This window comes from Synechococcus sp. CBW1006, from assembly GCF_015840525.1.
Lineage (GTDB): Bacteria > Cyanobacteriota > Cyanobacteriia > PCC-6307 > Cyanobiaceae > CBW1002.
The window spans coordinates 1,932,281-1,954,338 of sequence record NZ_CP060396.1 but is presented as its reverse complement, the minus strand read 5'-3'; the positions used below and the strand labels follow the sequence as shown (position 1 = coordinate 1,954,338).

Below are 22,058 nucleotides of genomic sequence, written 5' to 3'. Positions count from 1 at the left end.
AGCTGACTGGTGAGGCCGTCATTCCTCTGGGGGTCTTCTCGATTACGGCGTGGTCTTTCGCACGACGGCTGTAGTCATTTCGTCCCCGGTGTTGCAAGACTGCCCCCATGACCCGTACCTCTGTATTGCGCCCCCAATCCGAGCCTCCTCAAGGCTCTGCTGAGGTCAGAGATCAGCTCGTGACGGCCCTGGAGCTGGAGCTGATCGGCCCCACCCAGCGGGTGCTGCAGGCCCTCGGGCCGGAAGGTGAGGGATTGGACTCGGAAGCCCTCGATCGGCTGCCCAGCAGCTGGTACCCCACCGGCTTCCTGGTGCCCACCGAAACCGATCTGTCGCTGAAGTGCGACGACACAGCCGATGACGACTTCGCCGGGGTGGACGGGGTCGATCAGCGCAAACCCAAGAAGCCCAACACCGAGTACAAACCGGGATCGGGCGACGACGGCGGCAATAGCGAATCCGGGCCGGCCAGGCCCCAGCTGTTCGCCTCCTCGATCGGCGTGAGTGTGCTGCTGCCTCCCGGCGGGGAGCTGCAACTCATCGCCCGCTGGGGCGACTACGTCCGGCTCGCCGAGGCAGCCAATCCCGATGCCGCCGCCAGCATCGCCCGTGAGGAGCCTGGATCGCGCGAGGCATCTCGCGAGCAGCAGATCTGGCAGCGCACCTCCCACGAGGAGGCGTTGGCCCTCAACCACAGCGAGATCACCGCCACCAGAGGCCTCACCGGCCGGCCCTGGCCCAACAGCAACGGCCTGCACCTGCGCTGGCATTGCCGCCCGGCACCCGCCAGCCAGGGCTATGCCGCCGGCACCGTGGCCGTCACGCTCTTTCTCACCAATGAGCGCAAGAAGGCCATCACCCTCGTGGAGCGCGATCAGCAGTCGGCCTTCCAGGCCGAGCTGGAGCTGCGCTGTCCCCAGGGCTTCGTGGCACGGCTTGATCCACACGCGGGCCGTGCCAGCGGCGACTGGGATGAGGCCGTCAATGCCCTGCAGTTCCGCGATGCCCGCGAGTACGGCGTGGGCCACAACGTGGGCGTGGAGGTGGAGACCGCCCCGGATGGCGGCTGCACACGCCTGCGCACCACCTGGATCCCCCAGGCCACTGTGGAGAAGGTGGTGCCCCGCGCCGATGTGGGCTGCGAGCTGGCCATGGAGGAGCTCGACCGCCTGGCCAGTCAGGGCTTCGAGGCCATACGCGCGGCCCTGATGCCCCTGGTGGATCGCTACCAGGAGTGGATCGAGCAGCAGGCCGCCGTGGCCGGGCTCAATGCCCAGCAGCAGGCCACCGCCGAGCAACTGCTCGCCAATGCCCGCAGCCAATCCCAGCGCATCGCCCGCGGCATCGAGGCCCTCGCCGAGCCCGACATCCGCGACGCCTTCGCCATCGCCAATCGCACCATGGCGGCAGCCGCCCGCCAGCGCTATGGCGTGATGCAGGGCCTCAAGGCCGACGACCCATCACTCCGGCCACCGGCCTGGCGGCCCTTTCAGCTGGCTTTCCTGCTGATGAATCTGGTGGGCATTGCCCGGCCCAATGATCCGCAGGTCGATCCCCAGCGCGAGCGTGAGAACGTCGACCTGCTGTTCTTCCCCACCGGCGGCGGCAAGACGGAGGCCTACCTGGGGCTGGCCGCCTTCACGCTGGTGATGAGGCGCCTGCGCCATGGCGGATCCCTGCAGGCCGGTGGGCTGAGCGTGCTGATGCGCTACACCCTGCGCCTGCTCACCCTCGACCAGCTGGGCCGCGCCTCCACCCTGATCTGCGCCCTCGAACTCGAGCGCCAGAAGCAACCGGAAAAGCTCGGCAGCTGGCCATTTGAGATCGGTCTCTGGGTGGGCCAGGCCGGCACCCCCAACCGCATGGGCGGCAAGGGCAACAACAACGAATCCACCGCCCGCCTGCGGGTGCGCGCCTACAACGACGGCAAGACCCCGATCAAGCCGATCCCGATCGACACCTGCCCCTGGTGCGGCGTGGAGTTCGGCAAGCGCTCCCTGCTCGATCCCAGACCCTGCGGCACCGCCGGGGTGTTCAACCTCTTGCGCCAGGGCCGCCCCGATGGCGACAACCCCGAAGAGCTGCGTGTCGCCTGCCTGAACCGCGACTGCGCCTTCAAGGGCACCACCGGCCGCAACTATCTGCCGCTGGTGGCCGTCGACGACATGATCTATCGCCGCCTGCCGTCGTTTCTGATCGCCACCGTCGACAAATTCGCCTCACTCCCCTGGGAGGGCCGCAGCGGCAAGTTGTTCGGCAAGGCCACCCATGTGCTCGATGGCCAGGGCTTCTACGGCCCCGCCGATGGCGACGACGCCAGCAAGGGCGTGCGCCTCGCCGATCGGCTCGATCCGCCTGATCTGGTGATTCAGGACGAGCTGCACCTGATTTCCGGCCCACTCGGCTCCATGGCAGGGTTGTACGAGGCCGTGATCGATGAGCTCTGTAGCCGCGATGGTCTGCGGCCCAAGATCGTGGCCTCCACCGCCACCGTGCGCCGCGCCAGTGAGCAGATGCGGGCGCTGTTCGGCCGCAACGACTCCTCGATCTTTCCCGCCCCCGGCCCCGATCGCCGCGATTCCTTCTTCGCCGTCACGGTGCCGGCCGATCAGGTGCCTGGGCGGCTCTATGTGGGCCTGAGCGCCCCGGGCCGCAATGTGAAGGCTCTCTTGCTGCGCGCCTCACTGGCCCTGATGAGCGGCGCCCAGCTGGCCTGGAAGGCTGCCGAAAAGCAGCGCACCGCTCAGCGCAAACGCGGTGAGACACCCGGCCCGAACCCGGCCGATCCCTACATGACCCTGCTGGGCTACTTCAACACGATCAAGGAGCTGGGCATCAGTCGCCGCCTGATCGAAGAGGAACTCACCTCCCAGCTCGCCACCCATGGCGAGCGGGTTCGCCTGGGCGACAAGGCAGAGCGGAGTGCCAACCGCAAGATCGCCAACATTCCGCTGGAGCTCACCTCCCGCGTCTCCACCACTGAGGTGAGCACCACCAAGGATCGCCTGGCCCGCAGCTTCGACGACAAGGAGCGCGTGGATGTGGCCCTGGCCACCAACATGATCTCGGTGGGTCTCGACATCACCCGCCTCGGCCTGATGCTGATGCTCGGCCAACCCAAGACCACCGCCGAATACATCCAGGCCAGCAGCCGTGTGGGCCGGGATTCCGAGAAACCTGGTCTGGTGGTGGTGCTGCTCAACCCCAACCGGCCGCGCGATCGCTCCCACTACGAGCACTTCGCTTACAGCCACGACGTCTTCTACCGCGATGTGGAGGCCACCAGCGTCACCCCCTTCTCGGAGCGTGCTCTGGAGCGGGGCTTGCCCGCCATCACCGTGGCTCTGGCGCGGCACCTCAGTGATCAGCTCACCCCGTCCAGCCGTGCCGGTGATGTGGCGGCCCTGGCCGAGGTTCGTGAAGCCGTGGCGGAGGCGCTCAGGCGGCGGGTGGCCATCGGCCTGGTCCATGTCCCTGCGGATGCCGATGCCCAGGCCTCCTCCGTGGCGGAGCAGGTGCGTCACATCGTCGACGACTGGTGTGCGATTGCCCAGAAGCACGGACGGATGGAATACGGCCGGGAAGACGGTGTGTTGCCACCGTTGCTGCGCACCCCGCTCGATCCCCAGTTGCTGGAGCTCGACGACGAGCGAGAAAAGCAGTTCAAGGCCAATCGCAGCCTGCGCGATGTGGAACCGTCTGCGCTGCTGCTTAAGGACCGCCTGCAGACCACCACCCGAGGCTGACCGTCATGCCCGCACCCCAAGGCACCAGCAATCACCCGGTGGGCGAAGTGCGCCATGGCCAGCTGATCACCACCTATGGCCCCGGCGCCATGGTGGACCTGCCCGATCGTTCCGTGGTGATCGGTGGGCTCAATCTCTGGCATTACAGCCGCGACGACGACAGCTGTTACATCGATGAGCCCAGGCTGATCGCCAAGCTGCGCGGCCTATTGGGTGTGGGCACCCTGCTGCTCAAGCGCCCCCCCAGTGAAGACGACGACTTTGCGCAGAAATTCAAGAGCAGCAGCGGCATCCGCTCACCGCAATTTCCGCTCTGGTTCGTGGCGCAACCCAAGAAGGAGCCTTTCCCTCCATTCATTGACGAATCCGGCAAGCGTTACCGCACCCGGCCGCTGATCCACAAGGAGCGCCTGGTGAAAGACAAGCTGCCCTGGCGGGAACCCGGTGGAACGAAGCAAGATCTCGACGTGGTGCCCGTGCGCTTCGTGCAGTGCTGCGCCAACGGTCACCTCAGCGACATCGACTGGGATCGTTTCGCCCATGGCGGCGCCCGGAGCAACTGCCAGGAGGATCTCTGGCTCGATGAGGCGGGCGCCGGCAACGACTTCAATGAGATCTACGTGCGCTGCCCCAAATGCAAAAAACGTCAGGCCCTGGCCAGCACCAAGGGAGACAACGGCGCCTCGCTCCTGGGTCAGTGCCGTGGCCATCGCCCCTGGCTTGGCAACTTCAGCACCGATGCCGTGCCCTGCACCGATGAGAAGGGCAAACCCCGCTACAACCGGCTGCTGGTGCGATCGGCCAGCAATGCCTACTTCCCGGAGATGGTCGGAGCCATCTCAATTCCAGAAGCTGAGGATCCGCTGCGGCAGTTGATCATCAGTCACCTCAGCGATTTCGAGAAGATCACAACCGCCGAGAAACTCAGCCTGGCACTGGAAATGGACCTCATCAAGGAGCGGCTGGCAGCCCCCTTGCGCGAGCGTGATGCGCATGAGGTGATGGCGATCCTGGACGCCGTGCGCGGCAGCAGCACCGACACCCGCACCGAGAAGCAACCGGCGCTGAAGCTGCAGGAAATCAAGGCGCTCTATGCCCCGTCTGCATCGCTCGGATCTTCAGATCCAGCCAGCACCTTCCACGCCGAGATCCTGCCACTCACTGGCAAACCGACCTGGTTCACCGATCGCTTTGATCGGGTGCTCAAGGTGCATCGTCTGCGCGAGGTCATGGCGCTGATCGGTTTCACCCGGCTGGAGCCGATCGTCAAAGGCGTGGATGGCGATCCGATCGATCAGCACGACATCGGCGCCAAGCGCGCTGACATCAATAACAAGGAGCTCGATTGGGTACCCGCGATCGAGAACTTCGGCGAAGGTCTGTTTCTTGGCGTGAGCGAAGCAGCGCTGCAGGCCTGGCGCCAGGGCGATGGCGTGGTGCAGCACAGCTCCAAGCACCGTGAGGCTTGCAAGCTCTGGAACCGCGACCACGGCCTCAAGGCCAATGAATTCGACTGGCCTGGCGAGGCCTACCTGATGCTGCACAGCCTGGCCCACCTGCTGATCACCACAGCGGCGCTGGAATGCGGCTACGGCGCCTCGGCGATCAAGGAGCGGATCTACAGCTTCCCGGGCCAGGGATACGGGATCCTGCTGTACACCAGCGGCAGCGGATCAGAAGGCACCCTCGGCGGGCTGGTGTCGCTGGCTGATCGCTGTGACCAGCTGGTAGCCGCCGCCCTCGAGCGGGGCCGGCTGTGCTCCAACGATCCGTTCTGCTCCATGCACCAGCCCGAGAGCGATCTGGAGAAGCGCTACAGCCACGGCGCCGCTTGCCACGGCTGCCTGCTGATCGCTGAAACCAGCTGCGAGCAGCGCAACCAGTTCCTCGATCGCGCCTTCGTGGTGCCCACGCTCGATGTGGCTGACGCCGCCTTCTTGCCCGAGCAGCTGCCATGAGCCAGCCCCTGCTGGCCCTCTCCAGCGGCGAACTGCAGCGCCTGGCGGCCTGCCTCAGGTCACAGCCCGCCACCCCTGGCGAGGCAGCGCTCAGCCAGCACCAGATCGCCTCCGATCGACCTGAGCTGCGGCATGCCTTGCTCGCCTGGCTGGATCAATGGAGTCAGCGGGGGGGCAACAACTCGAGCCTGGAGCTCACCGTTGCGCTGCTGCTGGAGCAACGCCGGGGCCAGGGCAGTGGCCAGGCGGAGCTGGTGTGGTCAGGGCCTCAGGGGGGAGCGGGCGACATCACCCGCGATCAGGCAGTGCTGATCCGCGAGATGGTGGAGCGCTGCCAGCAGCGGCTGCTGATTACCACCTTCAATCTCTGGCGGGGCGGCTTCATCGCCGAGCTGCTCGATCGGGTGCAACAGCGGCTGGTTTCCAACCCGGAGCTGGAGGCCCGCATGGTGGTCAACATCCCTCGCCCGAGAGGCAGCACCGTGCTGGCCGATCAGCTGCGTCAGGCCTTCGTGCACGACACATGGCGACACCTCTGGGATCCCGACCGCCCCCGGCCGCGCGGCTATTTCGATCCGCGCGCTCTGGATCTGGCCCGCGAGCGTCCCAGCGTGTTTCACGTGAAGTGCTGCGTGGCCGACGACGAGCTGCTGGTCACCAGCGCCAACCTGAGCGACAGCGCCCAGCTCGACAACTGCGAGCTCGGCATCCACTTCCCCCCTGGCCAGAGCCTGCCTGGCAACAGCCGTGCCGACGCCGTGTGGCAGCACTTTGATCGCCTGATCCAGCGGCAGCCGCCTGCGCTCGTGCCGATCGAGCAGCCCCTGCCAGAGATCGGTTGACCAGAACTCAAGCGATCAGTGAGCCGCTGACTCCTCTCTGCCCACAAGATCAGCCACAGACACTGCCTCCATGGGATAGGTGATCCGATCCAGAATCACCTGGATGCGCTCCCCAAAGCGCTGCGCCTGCTCATCCACCAGCTGCGCCGCCAGATCGGTGTCACCGCCGCTGCGCAGGGTTTTCTGCAGGATCGTCTGCCGCGACAGCTCCACCAGCTGCTCCACCCGCACCACCTGCTGCCGCAGGGCCTGCACGATCAGCTCCCGGTAGATGATGCAGTGGTAGAAGCGAAAGTCTGGTTCCAGCTGGCCCATCTCCTGGGCAATGGCGAATCGCAGATCCTGGAGCTCCCGGTAGGCGGCCTGCACACTCGCCAGCGCTGTGGCCTCATCCACCGGAGTGTCCCCGCCGGTTTGACGCACAGCTTTGTTGGCCTGGGCCTGAAGTACCAGCAGCTCCCGCAGCTGGGCGCCGATGCCTTCGATGTCGTCGCCCAGCCGGTTGAGCACCGGCCCGATCGAGCCGCTCAGCTCTGCGAAGCGGTCCTGCAGGATCGCCAGCTCCTCCCGCATCTGCGAGAGCTCCTCAGCCTGCAGGGCAGCACCTGCTTCGGGGGCCGGGGGATGGATTTCAAGCCAACGCTCACCCAGGCCCGTGCGGTCGCCGGCCAGTTGCACGAAGGCCCGCTCCACATGGCCCAGCAGCGGTTGCGTTTCGATGCCACCCAGCACCTTGAGGGCCTGCTCCAGGCCGGCCTGCACTGGAGGTGGGATCGTGGCGGCCGACACCAGGATCATCTGCGCGCTGGCCTGCAGTTCCATCGGCATTTCTCCCAGGCGCAACACCGCCGCATGCCAGGAGAGGGAGTGAAAGGCCGTGTCGGCCTTGGAGTGGGAGGCGTGGTGACGGTCCTGCTGGAGCTTGATGCACAGCCCTCGGGTTTCCTGCAGCAATCCGGTGAAGCGGCGCAGCTCACCGGCACCCTCTGGCTTCAGCCGCACCTGCTCGGGCAGATGACGCCAGAGATCGTGAATCAGGCTGCCCGTGCGCCGCGTGCCGCGGTCGCTGCTCAGCAGCACCTCCCAGCGCTCGTAGAACTTGTAGGGCTCCGGCTGGATCTGGCTCAGCAGTGCCTCCAGCTCCTGGCGGGCCTGGTGCAGATCATCGGGTTCCTCCCGTTGATACGCCCTGATGTTGCGGCCTTCGCTCCTGAGGTCTTGCAACACCTGCACCTTCACCGGCACCGCCAGCTCGAGCAGCGCCAGCAGAAGCCTCCCGGCCAGAAGGGCAAGGCCGCGCTCCTTGTCCAGGGACACAGCTGCTTGAAGACTGCCGTAGTCCGTGGGCTCGGGCACCTGGCGGCCGCTGCCAATCGAGTCATTCTCTCCCAGCCGGATGCATTACAGATCGGATCCTCCAAGGGAGGAACCCAACGAGGAGGCGCCCATGGGCACTGGCGATCACGCCACCCGGCCTGCCCCGGCTTGCGCACCGCGCAAGGGCTGACGCGAGTCGCTACGCGCCCCTTGCGCGGTGCAGGCGGCGCCGGGGCTGAACGGCTGTGTCGTTCGCCAGCCCAGCCATGGCCGCCACTTCCCTCAGCCACTCCTGCCCGATCCGCATCATCTCGGTGCATCTCCTTGATGCCGCTGGCCGGCTACTGCGGGTGCTGTTCCTCGATCGCGAGGGGCACATCTGCGCCCAGCCGCACTACGTGCCCCGGGAAGATGCCCTGATCCTGGCCTCCAATCAGCAGAGGGTGCTCGGCTCTCAGGCCGAGGTGCGGGTGCTCTGAGCATCCCTGGCCGGAGGCGTTTGCCTCCGGCTTTCAGGCGCGGTCGCGGGGGGTCTGGCTGCTCCAGGACTCGACCTCTCCTGCAGCGGCAGGGGAGAGGTGGGATGGCCAGCAATCCGGCGCACACCCACCGGATCCCTCGGCCAGTCCTCCCGCCGCGTCAAGGATCAGGCCATGCGCCCTCCGGTGTCGGGCGTCCTTGTCTCGGCGCTGCGGCCAGCCGGTGGGGGTGGGGTTCTTCGCCGTCCTGCCGATGGCTTCCCCCGCTTCCTCCCTCAGCCGCTCGGCCCTCAAGGCCTGTGATGCCCTGGTGCTGGAGCACCTGCCTCTCGCTGATTCCATTGCCGCTGCCGCCGCCCGGCGCCTGTTCCCGCTGGTGGAGCGGGAGGATCTGATCCAGGTGGCCCGCGAGGCCCTGGTTCGCTCCGCTCCTCGTTGCAGAGCCGATGAGCCCGCTGCGCCCTATCTGCGCCGCTGCATCACCGGGGCCCTGCAGCATCACCTGCGCGATCGCGTGCGGCTGGTGCGTGTGCCGCGCCGCCTGCACGAGCAGGGTGAATGCCCGCTGCGGCACCTCAGCCTTGATGCCAGCGTTGATGGCGAGCCCTGCCTGCTCGATCAGCTGGCCGCTCCACAGCCCGAGCCGGCCATCAGCGAGGCCATCCATGGCCTGGCGCTGGAGCAGCTGGTCGATCAGCTGCCCGCCGCCCAGGCCACAGCCCTGAGGCTCACAGTCCTTGAGGGCCTGTCGCTGCGGGCTGCGGCGGAGCGGCTGGAGATCAGCGCCATGTCGGTGATGCGGGGCCAGAAGAAGGCCATCGCTGCCCTGCGGCAGCAGCTGGTCGGCGGGGGCTGAGGCCCTTCCTCTATTTCTGCCAGAGCCGTTCAGGCAGCGGCCGAGGCCGGCAGCGGATTGGCCGCACCAGCGGCTTGAGCATGAGCGGGATCTGCAGTTGCTGGTCGACCGAGTGGGCAGCGAGGGCTGCCAGGAGGCTGTCGCGGTCGCCTTGAATACGGAGCATGGCGGTGGCTGAAAGTGCTGCCCAACAGCCTGATCTGGCCGGCCCACTTCGCCAGCGCAGAAGGTGACAGGGCCGGGCAACCAATCGCACAACCGCGGCCATCGATCGCAGCAGCGCTGATGTGCCGCGGACGATCGGCTGCGCTTTGAGGTCGGTGCCGCAGGCCCTTCCATGCTCCGCGCCTTGGCAAGGGTTTCACCAGCCAGCAGGGCTGGACGTCGGGCTCCGCTGCGCTCCGCCATTCGCTGGTGGCTGGCCCTTGCCTATCGGCGCGGCTGCAGGGCGGGTCCTGCGTCACCCCTCCTGTGGCTGCTGCCGAGTCCCACCGTGCCTCCCTGTCCTTCCCATCGGACAACGGCAAAACCGGCCCGATCGCCGTCTCCAGCACCAGCCGTCACACTTGCCCCTCCAGCTGCCCCCTGGCTGGCGATCAGGGCTGCTACGCCGAGGCGGGCTTCCACACCCGGCTGCACTGGGATCGGCTCAGCCGCGGCGAGAGCGGCCTCCCGGCAGCAGCTTTCATCCTCCAGGTGATGGCACTGCCGGCCGGCATTCTCTTCCGCCACTGCGTCGCCGGTGATCAGTGGCCCGATCCGGCCGATCCGCTACGCATCGATCAGGCCCTGCTGCTCCAGCTCGCTCGCGCGACCAGGCATCTGCGGGCCGCCTGGTCGTTCACCCACTTCCCGGTGGGCCCAGCCAATCAGGCCACCATCCGGCTGGCAGCGGCCAAGGGGCTGGTGGTCAATGCCTCCACCGAGTCCCGCTCCAGGGCGGCGGCGTTGGTGCGGCAGGGCATCCCGGCGGTCTGCGTGGTGCCATCCGATGCGCCGGCGGTGTTCCGCCATGAGGGCGTGCGGTTCGTGGCCTGCCCCGCCAGTCGCAGCGGCCGCAAGGTGCAGTGCATCAGCTGCGGCGGTCGCTTTGGCCTGCCCCTCTGCGCCCAGGCCGAGCGGGGGTTCGTGATCACCTTCCCCGCCCATGGCGCCCGCGCTGCGGCGGCGGCGGCCCACTGCAGCTGAGCGGGCTTGCCCACCCCTATGGGCTGGCCCCCATGGGGTCTTGCGCCGGCCCTCTCCAGTCTGGGGCCTTCCTGCGTCAGGCCCCTGCTGGGATCGGTCCCGTCGCTGCGCCGCTCTCGGCGCCGATTCCATGGCCACGCTCACTGCTGCCGCCTCGCCGTTCTGCCGGATCGCACCGGAAGGTGCGTTCTGCAGCCCAGAAGAGGATCTGTTCCTGCTGCTCGAATCCAGCCTCAAGGCGATCGAGCGGATCCTGCAGCTGCGGCGGGGGCTGCCGCTGCGCCGCACCTGGATCGAGCAGCCCTATGGCGAGGAGGAGATCACGATCCTGGAAGAGGAGGTGATCCCCGCGATCCAGCAATGTCTGGCGCGGGTGGATGAGCTCGATGAGCGGCTGCTTGCCCAGCAGGAGCTGCTGCAGCGCTGCCAGCAGGAGGCCGATCGTGAGGCGCTTGGTGAGATGCGGCTGCAGATGGCCTGATGCCCAGGGCCTGCCAGGAGCCCTGATCCCGGCTTCTTCCCCTGCTGTGCCTCTCAGGCAGTGGTAAGGCGGTCCTTGGGTGGCGGTGGTCCACGGCGCAGGAGAGCACGTCCCCGATGGTCCGCCCCGCAGCCAGCAGCCACCAGCGGCGGCGGGCTGGCAGCGCCCCAGCGTCAAGGCCAAGACGAGCACCTGAGCGGTGGCCTTGACTCCGTGGCTTGGGGGCGTGGAGGGGGGCGTTTCTTCTCCAGCTCGCCATGGAAGCCACCACCACTTCCTGCCGGTCCCGCCAGCGCAAGCCACAGTGCCGTCATCCCGTGCAGATCGCCCGGCAGCTGGTGCTGTTCTCCCTGCCGGCTCCACAGCCGATCGGCTGCTGCTGGGATCTGATCTGCCCAGAGGCCGGCTGGGAGGAGCCGCTGCGCTGGAGCGTACGAAGCCAGCCCGCTCTCAGCGCCGTGCGCCAGTGGCGGGCTCGAGCTGGCTGAGCTCCTGGGCCTCAGCGTCCTGCAGGTGCTGCACCCAGGCCTGGCGCAGATCGTTTTGGGTCACCCGATAGCCCAGCCGGCGTGCGGTCTGCAGCAGCTCATTGCGGGAGCTGCAACGGCGCAGGACGCCCTGGAGTTGGGCATTGGCTTCTGCATCAACCACCAACCGCTCCAGATCCGACCAGCTCATCTCTCTGCGCTCTGGGGGCATTGGCACCATCGCTCAGGAGGCGAGGTTGGCCAGGTTCGGCAAGGCACGCTGGGCGAGATCCGTTGCGTTCAGCTGGGACGACCTCCTTGGGGGCTTGAACGCCGCAGGCTCAGATCCCCTTGCCCCACCGCCACCATCAACCTTGTGGGGCCAATGAGCAGCTGCAGGTGGCCCACTGCAGCTGAGGGGATCCAGCAGCTCAGCGCATCAGGTCATCCACCAGCGCATCCGGAAGGGGGGCGGCAGCGGCCAGGGCCTCGGCCTCTGTCACCAGGGCGGCCTTGGTCAGGCTGCTGTCCAGCAGCACCCCGTAGTCACGGGAGCAGTGCTCGATGATCTCGGCCTTGTTCATCGCCCCGAAGTCCGGCACGGCGGCAACGGGATCAGCGATGGCGTCTGGCCCTGGCTCCACCTCAGCGTTGTGCTCGGCGTCCGGCTCGCGGTCGAAGGCGGAATTGGAGTCGGAGTCGGAGTCGGGGTCGGTTTCAGCGGCATCAGCCGGCTGGTCCTCAAGCGGCAGCTCCGGGCTGGGAGCAAGCGGTTGCTCCGGCTCAGGCGCGATCGGCAGCTCCGGCTCCGGTTCAGGCGCCTGCACCGGCGCTGATCCCATGCTCCAGCCCAGCGCCTGCCAGCCGGCGGCATGCACCGCCCACACGTAGATCTCCTCCTCGCCCTTGTGCAGCAGCACCCAGCCCGTGCGCGGATCGATCGGGGTGGCGCTGCTGATGGTCGTGCTGGTCATGGCGATCAGGCAGGGATGGTTGCGGTCAGGCCCACGTGCAGATCCGCCGGCGTCGAGGGCGTCACCACAGCCTTGGCGAAACAGATGCACGGCCACTGCACCCGCGTCTGATCGGCGGCGGCGATGCTGATGTCACGCCCATTCAGATACGCCTCCACCCGGCCGCCTTCTGCCGGCAGCGACACCTTCACGGCGCTCACGAACGTGCCGGTGCCACCGTCGATGAGCAGCGGTGCCAGCTGCAGATCCACCGTCACCGCCGCGGTATGGCTGGAATGGCTGGCCACCAGCGTGAAGCGTGCCGCCGCATCGAGCTTGGTGCTCAACCGCACCACCTCACCGCTCACGAACTTTTTGGGGGCGGGGCGCAGGGCGCCGTGGGCGATCACACCCACCAGGGTGGTTTCAGCATCAATCAACGGGTTGCCGCGATGGGCCTGGGGAATCGAGGGCATGGAGAAGCTCCGGAACGTGCAATCAGGGGGCTGAGGGTCGGGATCGGGTCAGCGCAAAGCGATCAGGGTGTGGCGATCAAGGCGTTGCGATCAGGGCGTTGCGATCAGCGGTGGCGTGATCCCATGCAGCCGCCCCGCCGCGCGCGGATGCAGCACCGCAAAGCCCACGTACCAATCCACCCGCGTGCGGAACACCGGGGCATCCGGCACCTCCCCCAGATCCCGCACCGAGATCCCATAGCGCCCCTGGAACGGTCCCTGCAGGCCGGTCACCCCCTGATCGCCCAGCGCCAGGCAGTAGATCGAGCTGCTGCCGCCCGCCTCGCCATAGCCCAGCACCTCACGGCCCTGGGCGTCGCGATCGACCGTCAGGATCTCGCAGTCCTGGTAGCGATGCACCGTCATCCCCAGGGCGTTGGTTTCCGCCACGTAGGAGCAGCAGTTGCTGCTGCGCGCCAGGGCATTGAGCTGGCGACGCATCGCGCGGCCCATCAGCAGCACCTTGGGCCGGCCCATGCCGTCCACCGCATCGATCAGTTCATCGAGCAGGTCAAAGCCCAGCGGCTGGTTGCCGTTGTCGATCGCCATCCCATCGCCCGCCGGCAGCCGCCGGGCCAGGCCATCAAACGCCCGCGCATCGGCACTGGCATCGCCGTTCACGATCGTCGCCTCCAGGGTGAGGCGCATCGAGCGGATCTTCATTTCGATCTGGCTGGCCCGGGCCTCCGGACCCATCAGATCCACGATCGAGCGGTCCACATCCACATCCCCACCAAAGAGGTGCACCGCCTCAGCCCGCTGGTCGATCACGCCGTAGCTCTGGCTGTAGCCCTCGTTCACCGCCCGGAACCCCACCGAGGGCAGCTCCTGCTCGGCGACATAAAAAAGACCGCTGCCGTTGATGTTCAGAAAAGGCAGCCGTGCCAGCAGTTCACCCTCCGCAAAGGTCTTGAGCACAGCGAGGTGCTCCAGGCGGGTTTCGTACTTGGCCGCCTCGATCAGGGTGAGGCCCATGACAGGGAGAGGTGGGGCCCGGCCCCATGCAGGTCACCTGCTATTGCCGAGGCGGCAACAGCAGAGGACTGCCCAGCTGCCATGACCGCCACCGCCGCCTCTGCATCCCCGCCATCGCCTGCAGCCCAGGCGCCATTCAGCGCGGAGCGCTGGCGCCAGTTCTGGGACCACTGGCAGGCTCAGCCCCAGCAGCTGGACGGCATCGAGCAGCTGCGCCAGGCCGTCATTGCGGCGCTGGCGTCCCAAGGCTTGGTGTAAATCCCCCGGCACTCCCACCCCGGCGTAGCCGGGGTGGGCCGCGCACCTCAGGTGGCTGGCCCAGCGGCTGGCGTTGCAAGGGGTGGGCAGGCCCGTTTCCCTGGTTCGAGAACCACCTCAACCTGACGAACCATGTCGAGTCACCCCGGGGAACTTCCCCCCGAGGTGCTCACAGAACCGTACGTGACACTCTCGCGTCATACGGCTCCCATCATCCACATGCCACTTCACTGACTCGACGCCAGTGCGCGAACAGATCACGATGTCCAGACCTGATCCTGGCAAGTACTCGCCAGCTTTGGAGCCGACGACCCCGCAGCCTTTTGTACTTCTGCCGTAACCAGGCTGCAATTCTGTCATCCAGGTAGCGATACAACTTCCTGATCAGTTCTGTCCTATAGAAACGACCGTAGTACTGAATCCAGCCACGAATCACTGGATTCAGCACTTTAGCGATCTCCTCAAGCGACAGATACACGAGCGATGGAAGCCCTATCGACCTAATCCTCTCCCGCATACGCTGGAGAGCCTGCGGACTCACTGCCGGCAAAAAGCCTGTGTAGATGACTCCGCGAGAATTGCGAGACACACGTGGCCGAAACGCGAAACCAAGAAACGTGAACGTGACATCAGCAAACGGTGCCCGGCGGTTGCTATCCCTGCAGTAGACCACCTGGGTCTTCTGGGGATGAAGCTGGAGGCCACAGGACGCAAAGCGATCCTGCAATGCCTCCAGCAACCGCCGAGCTTCCTTCTCGCTGTGGCAATGACAGATCACATCATCTGCATAGCGCTCAAAGGCAATGGCCGGGTGGCTCCGGCGCATCCACACATCAAACGCATAGTGCAGGAACAGATTGGCCAGCAGTGGACTGATGACACCACCTTGCGGTGTGCCCCGGTCCCTGGGATGGAGCGTGCCATCCGGCAACAGAACCGGTGCCTGCAGCCATCGTTGCAGGTAGAGCACCACCCAGCGCTCGGAGGTATGGGCCTTGATCGCGCGCATCAACAGGTCGTGATCGATAGCATCGAAAAACCCCTTGATGTCGAGATCGAGAACCCAGTTGGACCTCCAGCAGCGCTGACGGCAGACCTCTACTGCCTGATGCGCTGACTTGCCCGGTCTGTAGCCGTAGGAATCCTGATCAAAGATCAGCTCCAGCTCTGGCTCCAGCACCTGCTTGACCACCATCTGTGCGATGCGATCAGCAACCGTCGGGATACCCAGCGGCCTGACGCCTCCACCGGATTTGGGAATCTCCACACGCCGAACTGGTGGCGGAAGATAACTTCCTGATGCCATCCGATTCCAGAGTTTGTAGAGATTATTCTCCAGATCCTTGTTGAAGTCGTCCAGGCTTTGGCCATCCACACCGGCCGCCTGTCCGTTCCGTTTCACCTGTTGATAGGCCTTCCAGACCATCACCTTGGTAATCGGTAGCGGCTTGTCTGTTGTCATCCCATTCCTCCTGCCGTAGGCAGTTGATGGGAGACTCCAAACGGGATGATGCAACCCCTTGGCTCCGAGTCCGTTACAGACCCATCATCGCTACTACGGGTTGCTCCGCCCCTGCCACAGACATCGGTATTGACCCTCATGGTGGTGACCACTTGGGATGTTCCCTTGGCATTCCATGGCAGGTTCTCACGTTCCGCATCAGGGCCTGCGATGAGCTCGTGCCGTCTATACGCCGGCTGCCGTGTGGTCCATAGACAGGCTCTGTCCACACTGATCCAGGAGATTTGGGCCGCCTCCCGTTTTGGCAGCGTCTGAAATAGATATCGGCGCGTCATCAACGGTTCGCTTGCGCTCACCTTCTCGTCGCACACCTGACGGATCCAGTCCGCCGTTTCCCCGTCGCTCACCACCACGTCTTTTGAACGCAGCAGCACGGGGTGGTTTGGTACCAGCCCCTGCAGGCCGATCCCGGGAGGCCACACTCCCATCCCCGATGCAGTTTCATCAGCCTTGGCTTTCACCTGCTGACTCGTGACACACGCCCAAGACTTACTGTGCCGCACCCGACCTCGCGCCGCTACTGGATGGCAGCACTGCCGGTGAGTTGATCCCCGAGCTGGCCCGTTACGGCCTGCAGCAGCTGATCGAGCTGGAGGTCGCTGCCGTGCTGGGTGCCGACCGCCACGAGCGCACCGAGGAGCGGCTCGGCTATCGCAACGGTTACCGGCCCCGCAGTCTGACCACCCAGGTAGGCGACATCGACCTGCTGATCCCCAAACTGCGGGCTGGCAGCTTCCTGCCCTCGATCCTCGAGCCCCGTCGCCGGGTGGAGCAGGCCCTCTACGGCGTGATCATGGAGGCCTACATCTGTGGGGTCTCCACCCGCAAGGTGGATGCCCTGGTCGCCGCCCTGGGATCCCAGAGCGGTATCTCCAAATCCCAGGTCAGTCGCATCTGCCAGGACATCGACGAGCAGGTTCAGGCGTTTCTGAACCGGCCCCTGCAGGAGTCCGGCTACGCCTACGTCTACCTGGATGCCACCTACCTCCACGGCCGGCTGGGCAAGGCCCTGCAGGTCTGCTCAAGGGCCGTCGTCGTCGCCATGGGGGTCAACGCCGATGGTCGCCGTGAGCTGCTGGGCCTCAAGGTGGGCGACAGCGAGAGCGAGGGCTTCTGGAGTGAGTTCCTCGCCTCGCTCAAAGAGCGCGGCCTGACTGGCGTCAAGCTGGTGATCTCCGACGCCCACGTGGGCCTCACCAAGGCCATCAGGCGCCAGCTGCAGGGCTGTGTGTGGCAGCGCTGCCGCGTCCACTTCGCCCGCAACCTTCTCCAGCGCGTCCCCAAAGCCCACCAGGGCATGGTCACCGCCGCCCTGCGCTCGGTGTTCGCTCAGGAGGATGCCGGAGAGATCCTCAGCCGCTGGGATGACCTGGCCGCCTCGCTGGCGGAGCGCTTCCCCAAGGCCACCGAGCTCATGAACGAGGCCAGAGAGGACGTGCTGGCCTTCCGTCACTTCCCGCAGCCTCACTGGAAGAAGGTCTGGAGCACCAACCTGCTGGAGCGGGTCAACGAGGAGATCAAGCGCCGCACCCGCGTCGTCGGCATCTTCCCCAACGACGCGTCGATCACCCGCCTGGTGGGCGCGGTGCTGCTGGAGCAGCACGAGCATTGGCAGCTGGAAGGCCGCCGCATGTTCTCCGCCGAAAGCATGGCTGCCATCCCGGAGCTGGAGGATCTGCCGGCCCTGCTCAGCGCCGCCGCCGCAGAGGTGCAAGACGCAGGCCCCAGGTGATTGAGGTGGCAGCGCCCCCACAGGGCGCAGCGGCCTCGATCGCCGCCCGGGGGCCGGCGCTGTAACCCCTGGGCTGCATAGAAGACTCCTGCCGCTCACAACACAGCCGCGATCAGACGAGAGACTTGACAAGTCAATCGTCTCGTTTCATCGTGGAAGAACGAGGTGCATCTGCACCTCAGGAATGACAGCCCGTCATTCCACCCTGTTCACCCTCTGAGTCAGGGCATTCGGGCCTCGGGTTTTACACCACGCAAAGGGACGCGGCCCTCGACCAGGTGAAGCTGCAGATCTGGGTGCTGCTGCTGGCGGGTCTGGCCGTGGCCTGGGGTCTCGATCTCTGGGCCGGCCACAGCACTCCGGTGGTGCTGCTGCTCGCCCTCGGCGGCTCCTTCGTGAGCTACATCTATTCGGCTCCTCCCTTGAAGCTGAAACAGAATGGCTGGCTCGGCAATTACGCCCTCGGAGCCAGTTACATCGCTTTGCCGTGGTGGGCCGGCCAGGCCCTGTTCGGCCAGCTCACCTGGGCCACCGCCATGCTCACCCTGGCCTACAGCCTGGCGGGGCTGGGCATCGCCGTGGTGAACGATTTCAAGAGTGTGGAGGGTGACAGGGCTCTGGGCCTGCAGTCGCTGCCGGTGGTGTTCGGCACGGAGCGCGCCAGCTGGATCAGCGCCGGGATGATCGATGGGTTCCAGTTGCTGATGGTTGCTGTTCTGATCGCAATCGGACAGCATTTTGCTGCCGTGCTGCTGGTGTTGTTGATCGTGCCTCAGATCACCTTTCAGGACATTTGGCTGCTGCGCGACCCCGTTGCTTTTGACGTGAAATATCAGGCCAGTGCCCAACCCTTTCTCGTGCTCGGCATGCTGGTGACCGCCCTGGCCGTGGGCCACAGCCCCCTGACGCAGGCGATGTGAAACGCCGTCGCCGTCACTGGGTGTTGGTCGGCGCGACTGCCGGCTTCATCGGCATCGGCGTGGCCCTGAGCCAGGCTGTGATCACCCAGGCCCTCGATGCCACCCTGCCCGATGCCCGCGGCATCGCCCGCTTCAATCGCCCCGGAACCCTCACCCTGCTCTCCAGTGATGGCCAGGTGATCCAGAAGCTGGGCCCTGCGACGCGGGAGAAGATCGCTCCGGGGCAGATGCCTGAGCTGGTGAAGCAGGCTTTCGTGGCTGCGGAAGATCGACGTTTCTTCGAGCACAAGGGCGTGGATCTCTGGGGCATCGGCCGGGCCGTGGTGACGAACCTGCGCCAGGGCTCCGTGCGTGAAGGCGCCAGCACGATCACCCAGCAGCTGGCCCGCATGGTGTTCCTGAGCCAGGACCGCACGATCACCCGGAAGCTGAAGGAAGCGACCCTGGCCTACAAACTCGAGCGCCAGCTCAGCAAGGAGCAGATCCTCGAGCAATACCTCAATTTCGTGTATCTGGGCTCGAGTGCCTATGGCGTCGCCGATGCCGCCTGGGTGTATTTCTCCAAGCAACCGGATCAGCTCACCCTGCCGGAGGCGGCCCTGATCGCCGGTTTACCGCCGGCGCCATCGGTGTATTCACCGCTGGTGAACCCCGATCTGGCCCTGGAGCGGCGCTCGATCGTGCTCGATCGCATGCAGCAGGCCGGCTTCATCACGGCCGGTGAAGCGGCGGCGGCGCGCCTGGCGCCACTCGATCTCAAACCGGCGACGCCGAAATACTTCAACAGCGCCGCCCCCTATTTCAGCAGCTGGGTGGCGCAGCAGCTGCCCACGCTCCTCACCCCCGAGCAGCTCGAGGTGGGCGGTCTGCAGATCCGCACCAGCCTCAACCTCGCCTGGCAGAACGAGGGCCGCCAGGTGGTGAAACAGTTCGCTCCCAATGGCACGGAGGGGGCGCTCGTGTCGATCGAACCGGGCACCGGTCTGGTGCGGGTGATGGTGGGAGGCAAGGATTTCAACACCAGCCAGTTCAACCGAGCCACCCAGGCGCTGCGCTCTCCAGGCTCCACCTTCAAGCTCTTCCCCTATGCCGCGGCGATCGAGGCCGGTGTCAAGCCGGAAGACATCTTCAACGATTCCCCCCGCTGCTGGGGTGGCTACTGCCCGAAGAACTTCGGCAGCAAATATTTCGGCCGGATCTCCCTGGCCGATGCCCTGAAGAACTCGCTCAACACCGTGGCGGTGCAGCTGCAGGAGAAGCTGGGCTTCGATCCGATCATCACGATGGCCAACAAGCTCGGGATCGGCACCACCCGGCCCTTAGGCAAGTTTTATCCGATGGCCATCGGCGCCTACGAACAGACGATTCTCGACATGGCGGCGGCCTACGCGGCGGTCGCCAACCGCGGGGTGTATGTGAAACCGGTGGCCTTCGAGGAGATCCGCGGCCCGGGGGGTGAGGTGATCTGGAGCCGCCGTGTGGATGGGGATCGCGGCCGCCGAGCGGTCGACAGCGATGTGGCTGATGCCATGAACTGGATGCTGCAACGGGTGGTGCAAGGCGGCACCGGCGCCGCCGCCAGGCTCGATGATCGCCCCGTGGCCGGCAAGACCGGCACCTCGGAAGGCGCCCGTGATCTGTGGTTCATCGGTTCGATTCCCCAGCTCACCACGGCCGTCTGGTTCGGCCATGACAACAACCGTGACACCAAGAGCAACAGCGGTGAAGCCGCCTGGGCCTGGGGCCGGTTCATGACCAAGATCAAGGGTCAGTTTCCGGTGCAGAACTTCCCACCCAAACCCGTTCTCAAACGCAGCTTCAAAAAGCCGGGTAGCAAGGCGCAACCACCGAAGCAGGCCCAGCAACCCCGGGAGGTGCCGTATCGGGGCTATGAGGTCGACCCGGACCCGAGTATCTGGGACCCGAAACCCGAAACGACCGCCCCCGAACCGGCGCCCCGGCAGGCACCGCCACCGCGCGACGTGGCCCCAGCAGGAGGCCCCCCGGTGGACGAGTACTTCAGGCCCCTGCCGGTGCAGTGATTCCCGGTGCGGTGATCACCGCCGCATAGAAGCCATCGCCACCATCGGGATCGGGCCAGCGCTGCTGCTCCGACACCAACGTCAGCTCGGGATGGGCGGCGAGCAAACCAGCGATCTGGTGCTGGTTCTCCGCCGGGTGGATCGTGCAGGTGGCATACACCAGCCGGCCACCGGGAGCGAGCAACGCCAGCATCGCCTCCAGCAAGCGCGCCTGCAGCGGCAGCAGTGCGGCGATCGAGTCGGGCGTGACACGCCAGCGGGCATCGGCATGGCGGGCCAGGGTGCCGAGACCGGAACAGGGCGCATCGAGCAGGATGCGTTGAAACGCACTGCGCCACTGGGGGCGCTGCCGCAGCAGCTCGCAGGCATCGGCCGCCAGCGCGTTCACAGACGCGCAACCGAGCCGGGCCGCATTCGCGGCCACTCGCTGCAGGCGACCGGCGGAACGATCCACCGCCCACACCTCGCCGCGATCACCGATCAACTCGGCCAGATGGGTGGCTTTGCCGCCGGGTGCGGCACAGGCATCGAGCAGCCGCTCGCCGGGCCGGGGCTCCAGCAGGGGCGCCACCCACTGGGCGGCCCGGTCCTGCACACACCAATGCCCCTCGGCATAGCCGGGCCACTGGCGCAGATCACCAGCGGATCCGAGCACCTGCAATCCATCGGGGCACCCCGCAATCGGCCGGATCTCGAGCCCGGCAGCGTCCAGGGCTGCCGACACAAGAGCCGGCGTGCTGCGCAGGCGGTTGACGCGCAGATCCAGGGGCGGCACCTGATTAGAGGCGGCAGCGATGCGCTCCACCGCGGGCATGGCGAGCGCCTGGCTCCACTCGCCGTCGGCCCAGGCCAGCAACTCCTGGCAGAACCACAGCGGCAGCGACTGCTGTAGCGACAGGCGCTCCGCCGCATCGGCGGGCAGCGCCAGGGTGTCGCCCGCCGCCTGGGCCCGCAGGGCAGCCCGCAGCAGACCATTCACCACCGGCGCCAGCCGCGCCAGACGATGCTGCTTGGCCAGCTCCACCGTGGTGTGCACCGCAGCGGCGGCCGGGATCCGCTCCATCCAGAAGAGCTGATAGAGGCCCACGTGCAGGAGCCAGCGCAGCCGGGGCGGCTGCTTGCGGGCGGGCACCTTGCCAAGCCGATCCAGCCAGGCGTCGAGCCAGAGGCGACGCCGGATCGCCCCATAGGCCAGCTCCGTGGCCAGACCACGATCCGTAGCAGAGAGACCGGCACCGCGCAGGGCCCGCTCCAGCGCCACATCGGCATAGGCGCCGGCCGCCACCGCTTCCAGCACCTCCCAGGCGACCCGGCGCGGCCCCAGCCCGGTGGCGGTGTCCACAGTGTCGGCAGCGGCGTCAGCCATGCGATTCAGCCATGCGATCGGGTGGACGGGGGAGCTCCAGAGCTAGCGCTCCGCGGATCGCCTGCGGCTCCGGCGTCCAGAGGAAGCGCTTCAGGGGCAGACGCCCCTCGTCGTCGACGGGAATGCCCTCGGCGATCAGCATCTGACGCTGCATCCAGTCGGATCCCTCACGGCTGAGGCTCATCGCCACCCGGCCCCGGGCATTCACCACCCGGTGCCAGGGGATCGGCGATGGAAGGGTGAGCCGCCGCAAGGCCCAGCCCACCTGGCGGGCGCAGCCATAGGCACCGATCCAGTCGGCCACCTGGCCGTAGGTCGCCAACCGTGCAGAAGGGATTGTGGCCACAACCGCATGAACACGGGAGTCAAACGCTGCCGTCATCACACTCCTCTTGCTTCCGAAGCGGTTTCGGAATCCAAGCATTCACAGATCATTCCTTG

The 22,058-nt window shown here is 66.5% G+C and carries 18 protein-coding genes and 1 pseudogene; 11 read left to right on the top strand and 8 right to left on the bottom strand.

The annotated features are described in order from the left end of the window. Nucleotides 1–125: 125 nt before the first annotated feature. Genes drmA through H8F26_RS09330 form a run of 3 tightly spaced genes read left to right on the top strand, consistent with a single transcriptional unit; the run spans nt 126 to nt 6,546 of the window. On the top strand, nt 126–3,746 hold the full coding sequence (gene drmA, locus H8F26_RS09340) for a DISARM system helicase DrmA (RefSeq protein WP_231597689.1): 3,621 nt from the start codon (nt 126–128) through the stop codon (nt 3,744–3,746). Nucleotides 3,747–3,751: 5 nt separating this feature from the next. Then, nucleotides 3,752–5,704 (top strand): DUF1998 domain-containing protein, encoded by a 1,953-nt coding sequence (drmB, locus tag H8F26_RS09335; RefSeq protein ID WP_197153715.1) that lies wholly within the window; start codon nt 3,752–3,754, stop codon nt 5,702–5,704. Continuing rightward, a complete protein-coding gene (locus H8F26_RS09330) occupies nt 5,701–6,546 on the top strand; it encodes a hypothetical protein (RefSeq protein ID WP_197153714.1) in 846 nt (281 codons plus the stop codon). Before drmB ends, H8F26_RS09330 begins: the two co-directional genes overlap by 4 nt. A gap of 15 nt (nt 6,547–6,561) precedes the next feature. Here the strand turns inward: H8F26_RS09330 and H8F26_RS09325 are convergent, their stop codons facing one another. Beyond that, nucleotides 6,562–7,902, bottom strand: a complete 1,341-nt coding sequence (locus H8F26_RS09325) for a hypothetical protein (protein WP_197153713.1) — start codon at nt 7,900–7,902, stop codon at nt 6,562–6,564. A 227-nt stretch (nt 7,903–8,129) separates the two neighbouring features. On the opposite strand from H8F26_RS09325, the gene H8F26_RS09320 reads away from it, so the two are divergent. From H8F26_RS09320 to H8F26_RS09305, 4 genes are all read left to right on the top strand, one after another. Further along, the gene (locus tag H8F26_RS09320; protein ID WP_197153712.1) at nt 8,130–8,342 is read left to right on the top strand and encodes a hypothetical protein; all 213 of its coding nucleotides are present in this window, start codon (nt 8,130–8,132) and stop codon (nt 8,340–8,342) included. Nucleotides 8,343–8,541: 199 nt separating this feature from the next. After that, nucleotides 8,542–9,198, top strand: a complete 657-nt coding sequence (locus H8F26_RS09315; RefSeq protein WP_197153711.1) for a sigma-70 family RNA polymerase sigma factor — start codon at nt 8,542–8,544, stop codon at nt 9,196–9,198. Between the two features lie 414 nt (nt 9,199–9,612). Continuing rightward, nucleotides 9,613–10,386 (top strand): hypothetical protein, encoded by a 774-nt coding sequence (locus H8F26_RS09310; RefSeq protein ID WP_197153710.1) that lies wholly within the window; start codon nt 9,613–9,615, stop codon nt 10,384–10,386. Between the two features lie 130 nt (nt 10,387–10,516). Next, nucleotides 10,517–10,867: a hypothetical protein gene (locus tag H8F26_RS09305; protein ID WP_197153709.1), complete on the top strand. Its 351-nt coding sequence runs from the start codon at nt 10,517–10,519 to the stop codon at nt 10,865–10,867. Between the two features lie 450 nt (nt 10,868–11,317). Here H8F26_RS09305 and H8F26_RS09300 read toward each other — a convergent pair whose 3' ends face one another. The 4 genes from H8F26_RS09300 to H8F26_RS09285 form a co-directional block, all read right to left on the bottom strand. After that, nucleotides 11,318–11,545 (bottom strand): Nif11-like leader peptide family natural product precursor, encoded by a 228-nt coding sequence (locus H8F26_RS09300; RefSeq protein WP_197153708.1) that lies wholly within the window; start codon nt 11,543–11,545, stop codon nt 11,318–11,320. Between the two features lie 220 nt (nt 11,546–11,765). Then, nucleotides 11,766–12,308 (bottom strand): hypothetical protein, encoded by a 543-nt coding sequence (locus tag H8F26_RS09295; RefSeq protein ID WP_197153707.1) that lies wholly within the window; start codon nt 12,306–12,308, stop codon nt 11,766–11,768. Nucleotides 12,309–12,313: 5 nt separating this feature from the next. Continuing rightward, a complete protein-coding gene (locus tag H8F26_RS09290) occupies nt 12,314–12,763 on the bottom strand; it encodes a hypothetical protein (protein WP_197153706.1) in 450 nt (149 codons plus the stop codon). Nucleotides 12,764–12,853: 90 nt separating this feature from the next. After that, nucleotides 12,854–13,777 (bottom strand): major capsid protein, encoded by a 924-nt coding sequence (locus tag H8F26_RS09285; protein ID WP_197153705.1) that lies wholly within the window; start codon nt 13,775–13,777, stop codon nt 12,854–12,856. Between the two features lie 81 nt (nt 13,778–13,858). Between H8F26_RS09285 and H8F26_RS09280 the strand changes: the two genes are divergently transcribed. Then, entirely contained in the window at nt 13,859–14,035 is a 177-nt protein-coding gene (locus H8F26_RS09280; protein WP_197153704.1) for a hypothetical protein, read from the top strand. Between the two features lie 211 nt (nt 14,036–14,246). On the opposite strand, the gene ltrA is transcribed toward H8F26_RS09280, so the two are convergent. Continuing rightward, nucleotides 14,247–15,497 (bottom strand): group II intron reverse transcriptase/maturase, encoded by a 1,251-nt coding sequence (gene ltrA / locus H8F26_RS09275; protein WP_231597922.1) that lies wholly within the window; start codon nt 15,495–15,497, stop codon nt 14,247–14,249. A gap of 580 nt (nt 15,498–16,077) precedes the next feature. On the opposite strand from ltrA, the gene H8F26_RS09270 reads away from it, so the two are divergent. The 3 genes and pseudogenes from H8F26_RS09270 (at nt 16,078) to H8F26_RS09260 (ending at nt 20,251) form a co-directional block, all read left to right on the top strand. After that, nucleotides 16,078–17,289, top strand: a complete 1,212-nt coding sequence (locus tag H8F26_RS09270; RefSeq protein ID WP_197158913.1) for an IS256 family transposase — start codon at nt 16,078–16,080, stop codon at nt 17,287–17,289. Between the two features lie 269 nt (nt 17,290–17,558). Continuing rightward, nucleotides 17,559–18,209: pseudogene (gene bchG, locus H8F26_RS09265) on the top strand ((bacterio)chlorophyll synthase); the annotation flags it as partial. After that, the gene (locus H8F26_RS09260; protein WP_197153703.1) at nt 18,206–20,251 is read left to right on the top strand and encodes a transglycosylase domain-containing protein; all 2,046 of its coding nucleotides are present in this window, start codon (nt 18,206–18,208) and stop codon (nt 20,249–20,251) included. The pseudogene bchG and the gene H8F26_RS09260, both read left to right, overlap by 4 nt. On the opposite strand, the gene H8F26_RS09255 is transcribed toward H8F26_RS09260, so the two are convergent. Both H8F26_RS09255 and H8F26_RS09250 read right to left on the bottom strand, forming a co-directional pair. Then, the gene (locus H8F26_RS09255) at nt 20,229–21,617 is read right to left on the bottom strand and encodes a 16S rRNA (cytosine(967)-C(5))-methyltransferase (RefSeq protein WP_197153702.1); all 1,389 of its coding nucleotides are present in this window, start codon (nt 21,615–21,617) and stop codon (nt 20,229–20,231) included. The two genes, H8F26_RS09260 and H8F26_RS09255, sit on opposite strands and share 23 nt — an antisense overlap. After that, nucleotides 21,610–21,999, bottom strand: coding sequence for an MGMT family protein (locus H8F26_RS09250; protein ID WP_197153701.1), 390 nt, complete (start codon nt 21,997–21,999; stop codon nt 21,610–21,612). Before H8F26_RS09250 ends, H8F26_RS09255 begins: the two co-directional genes overlap by 8 nt. Between the last annotated feature and the right edge of the window lie 59 nt (nt 22,000–22,058).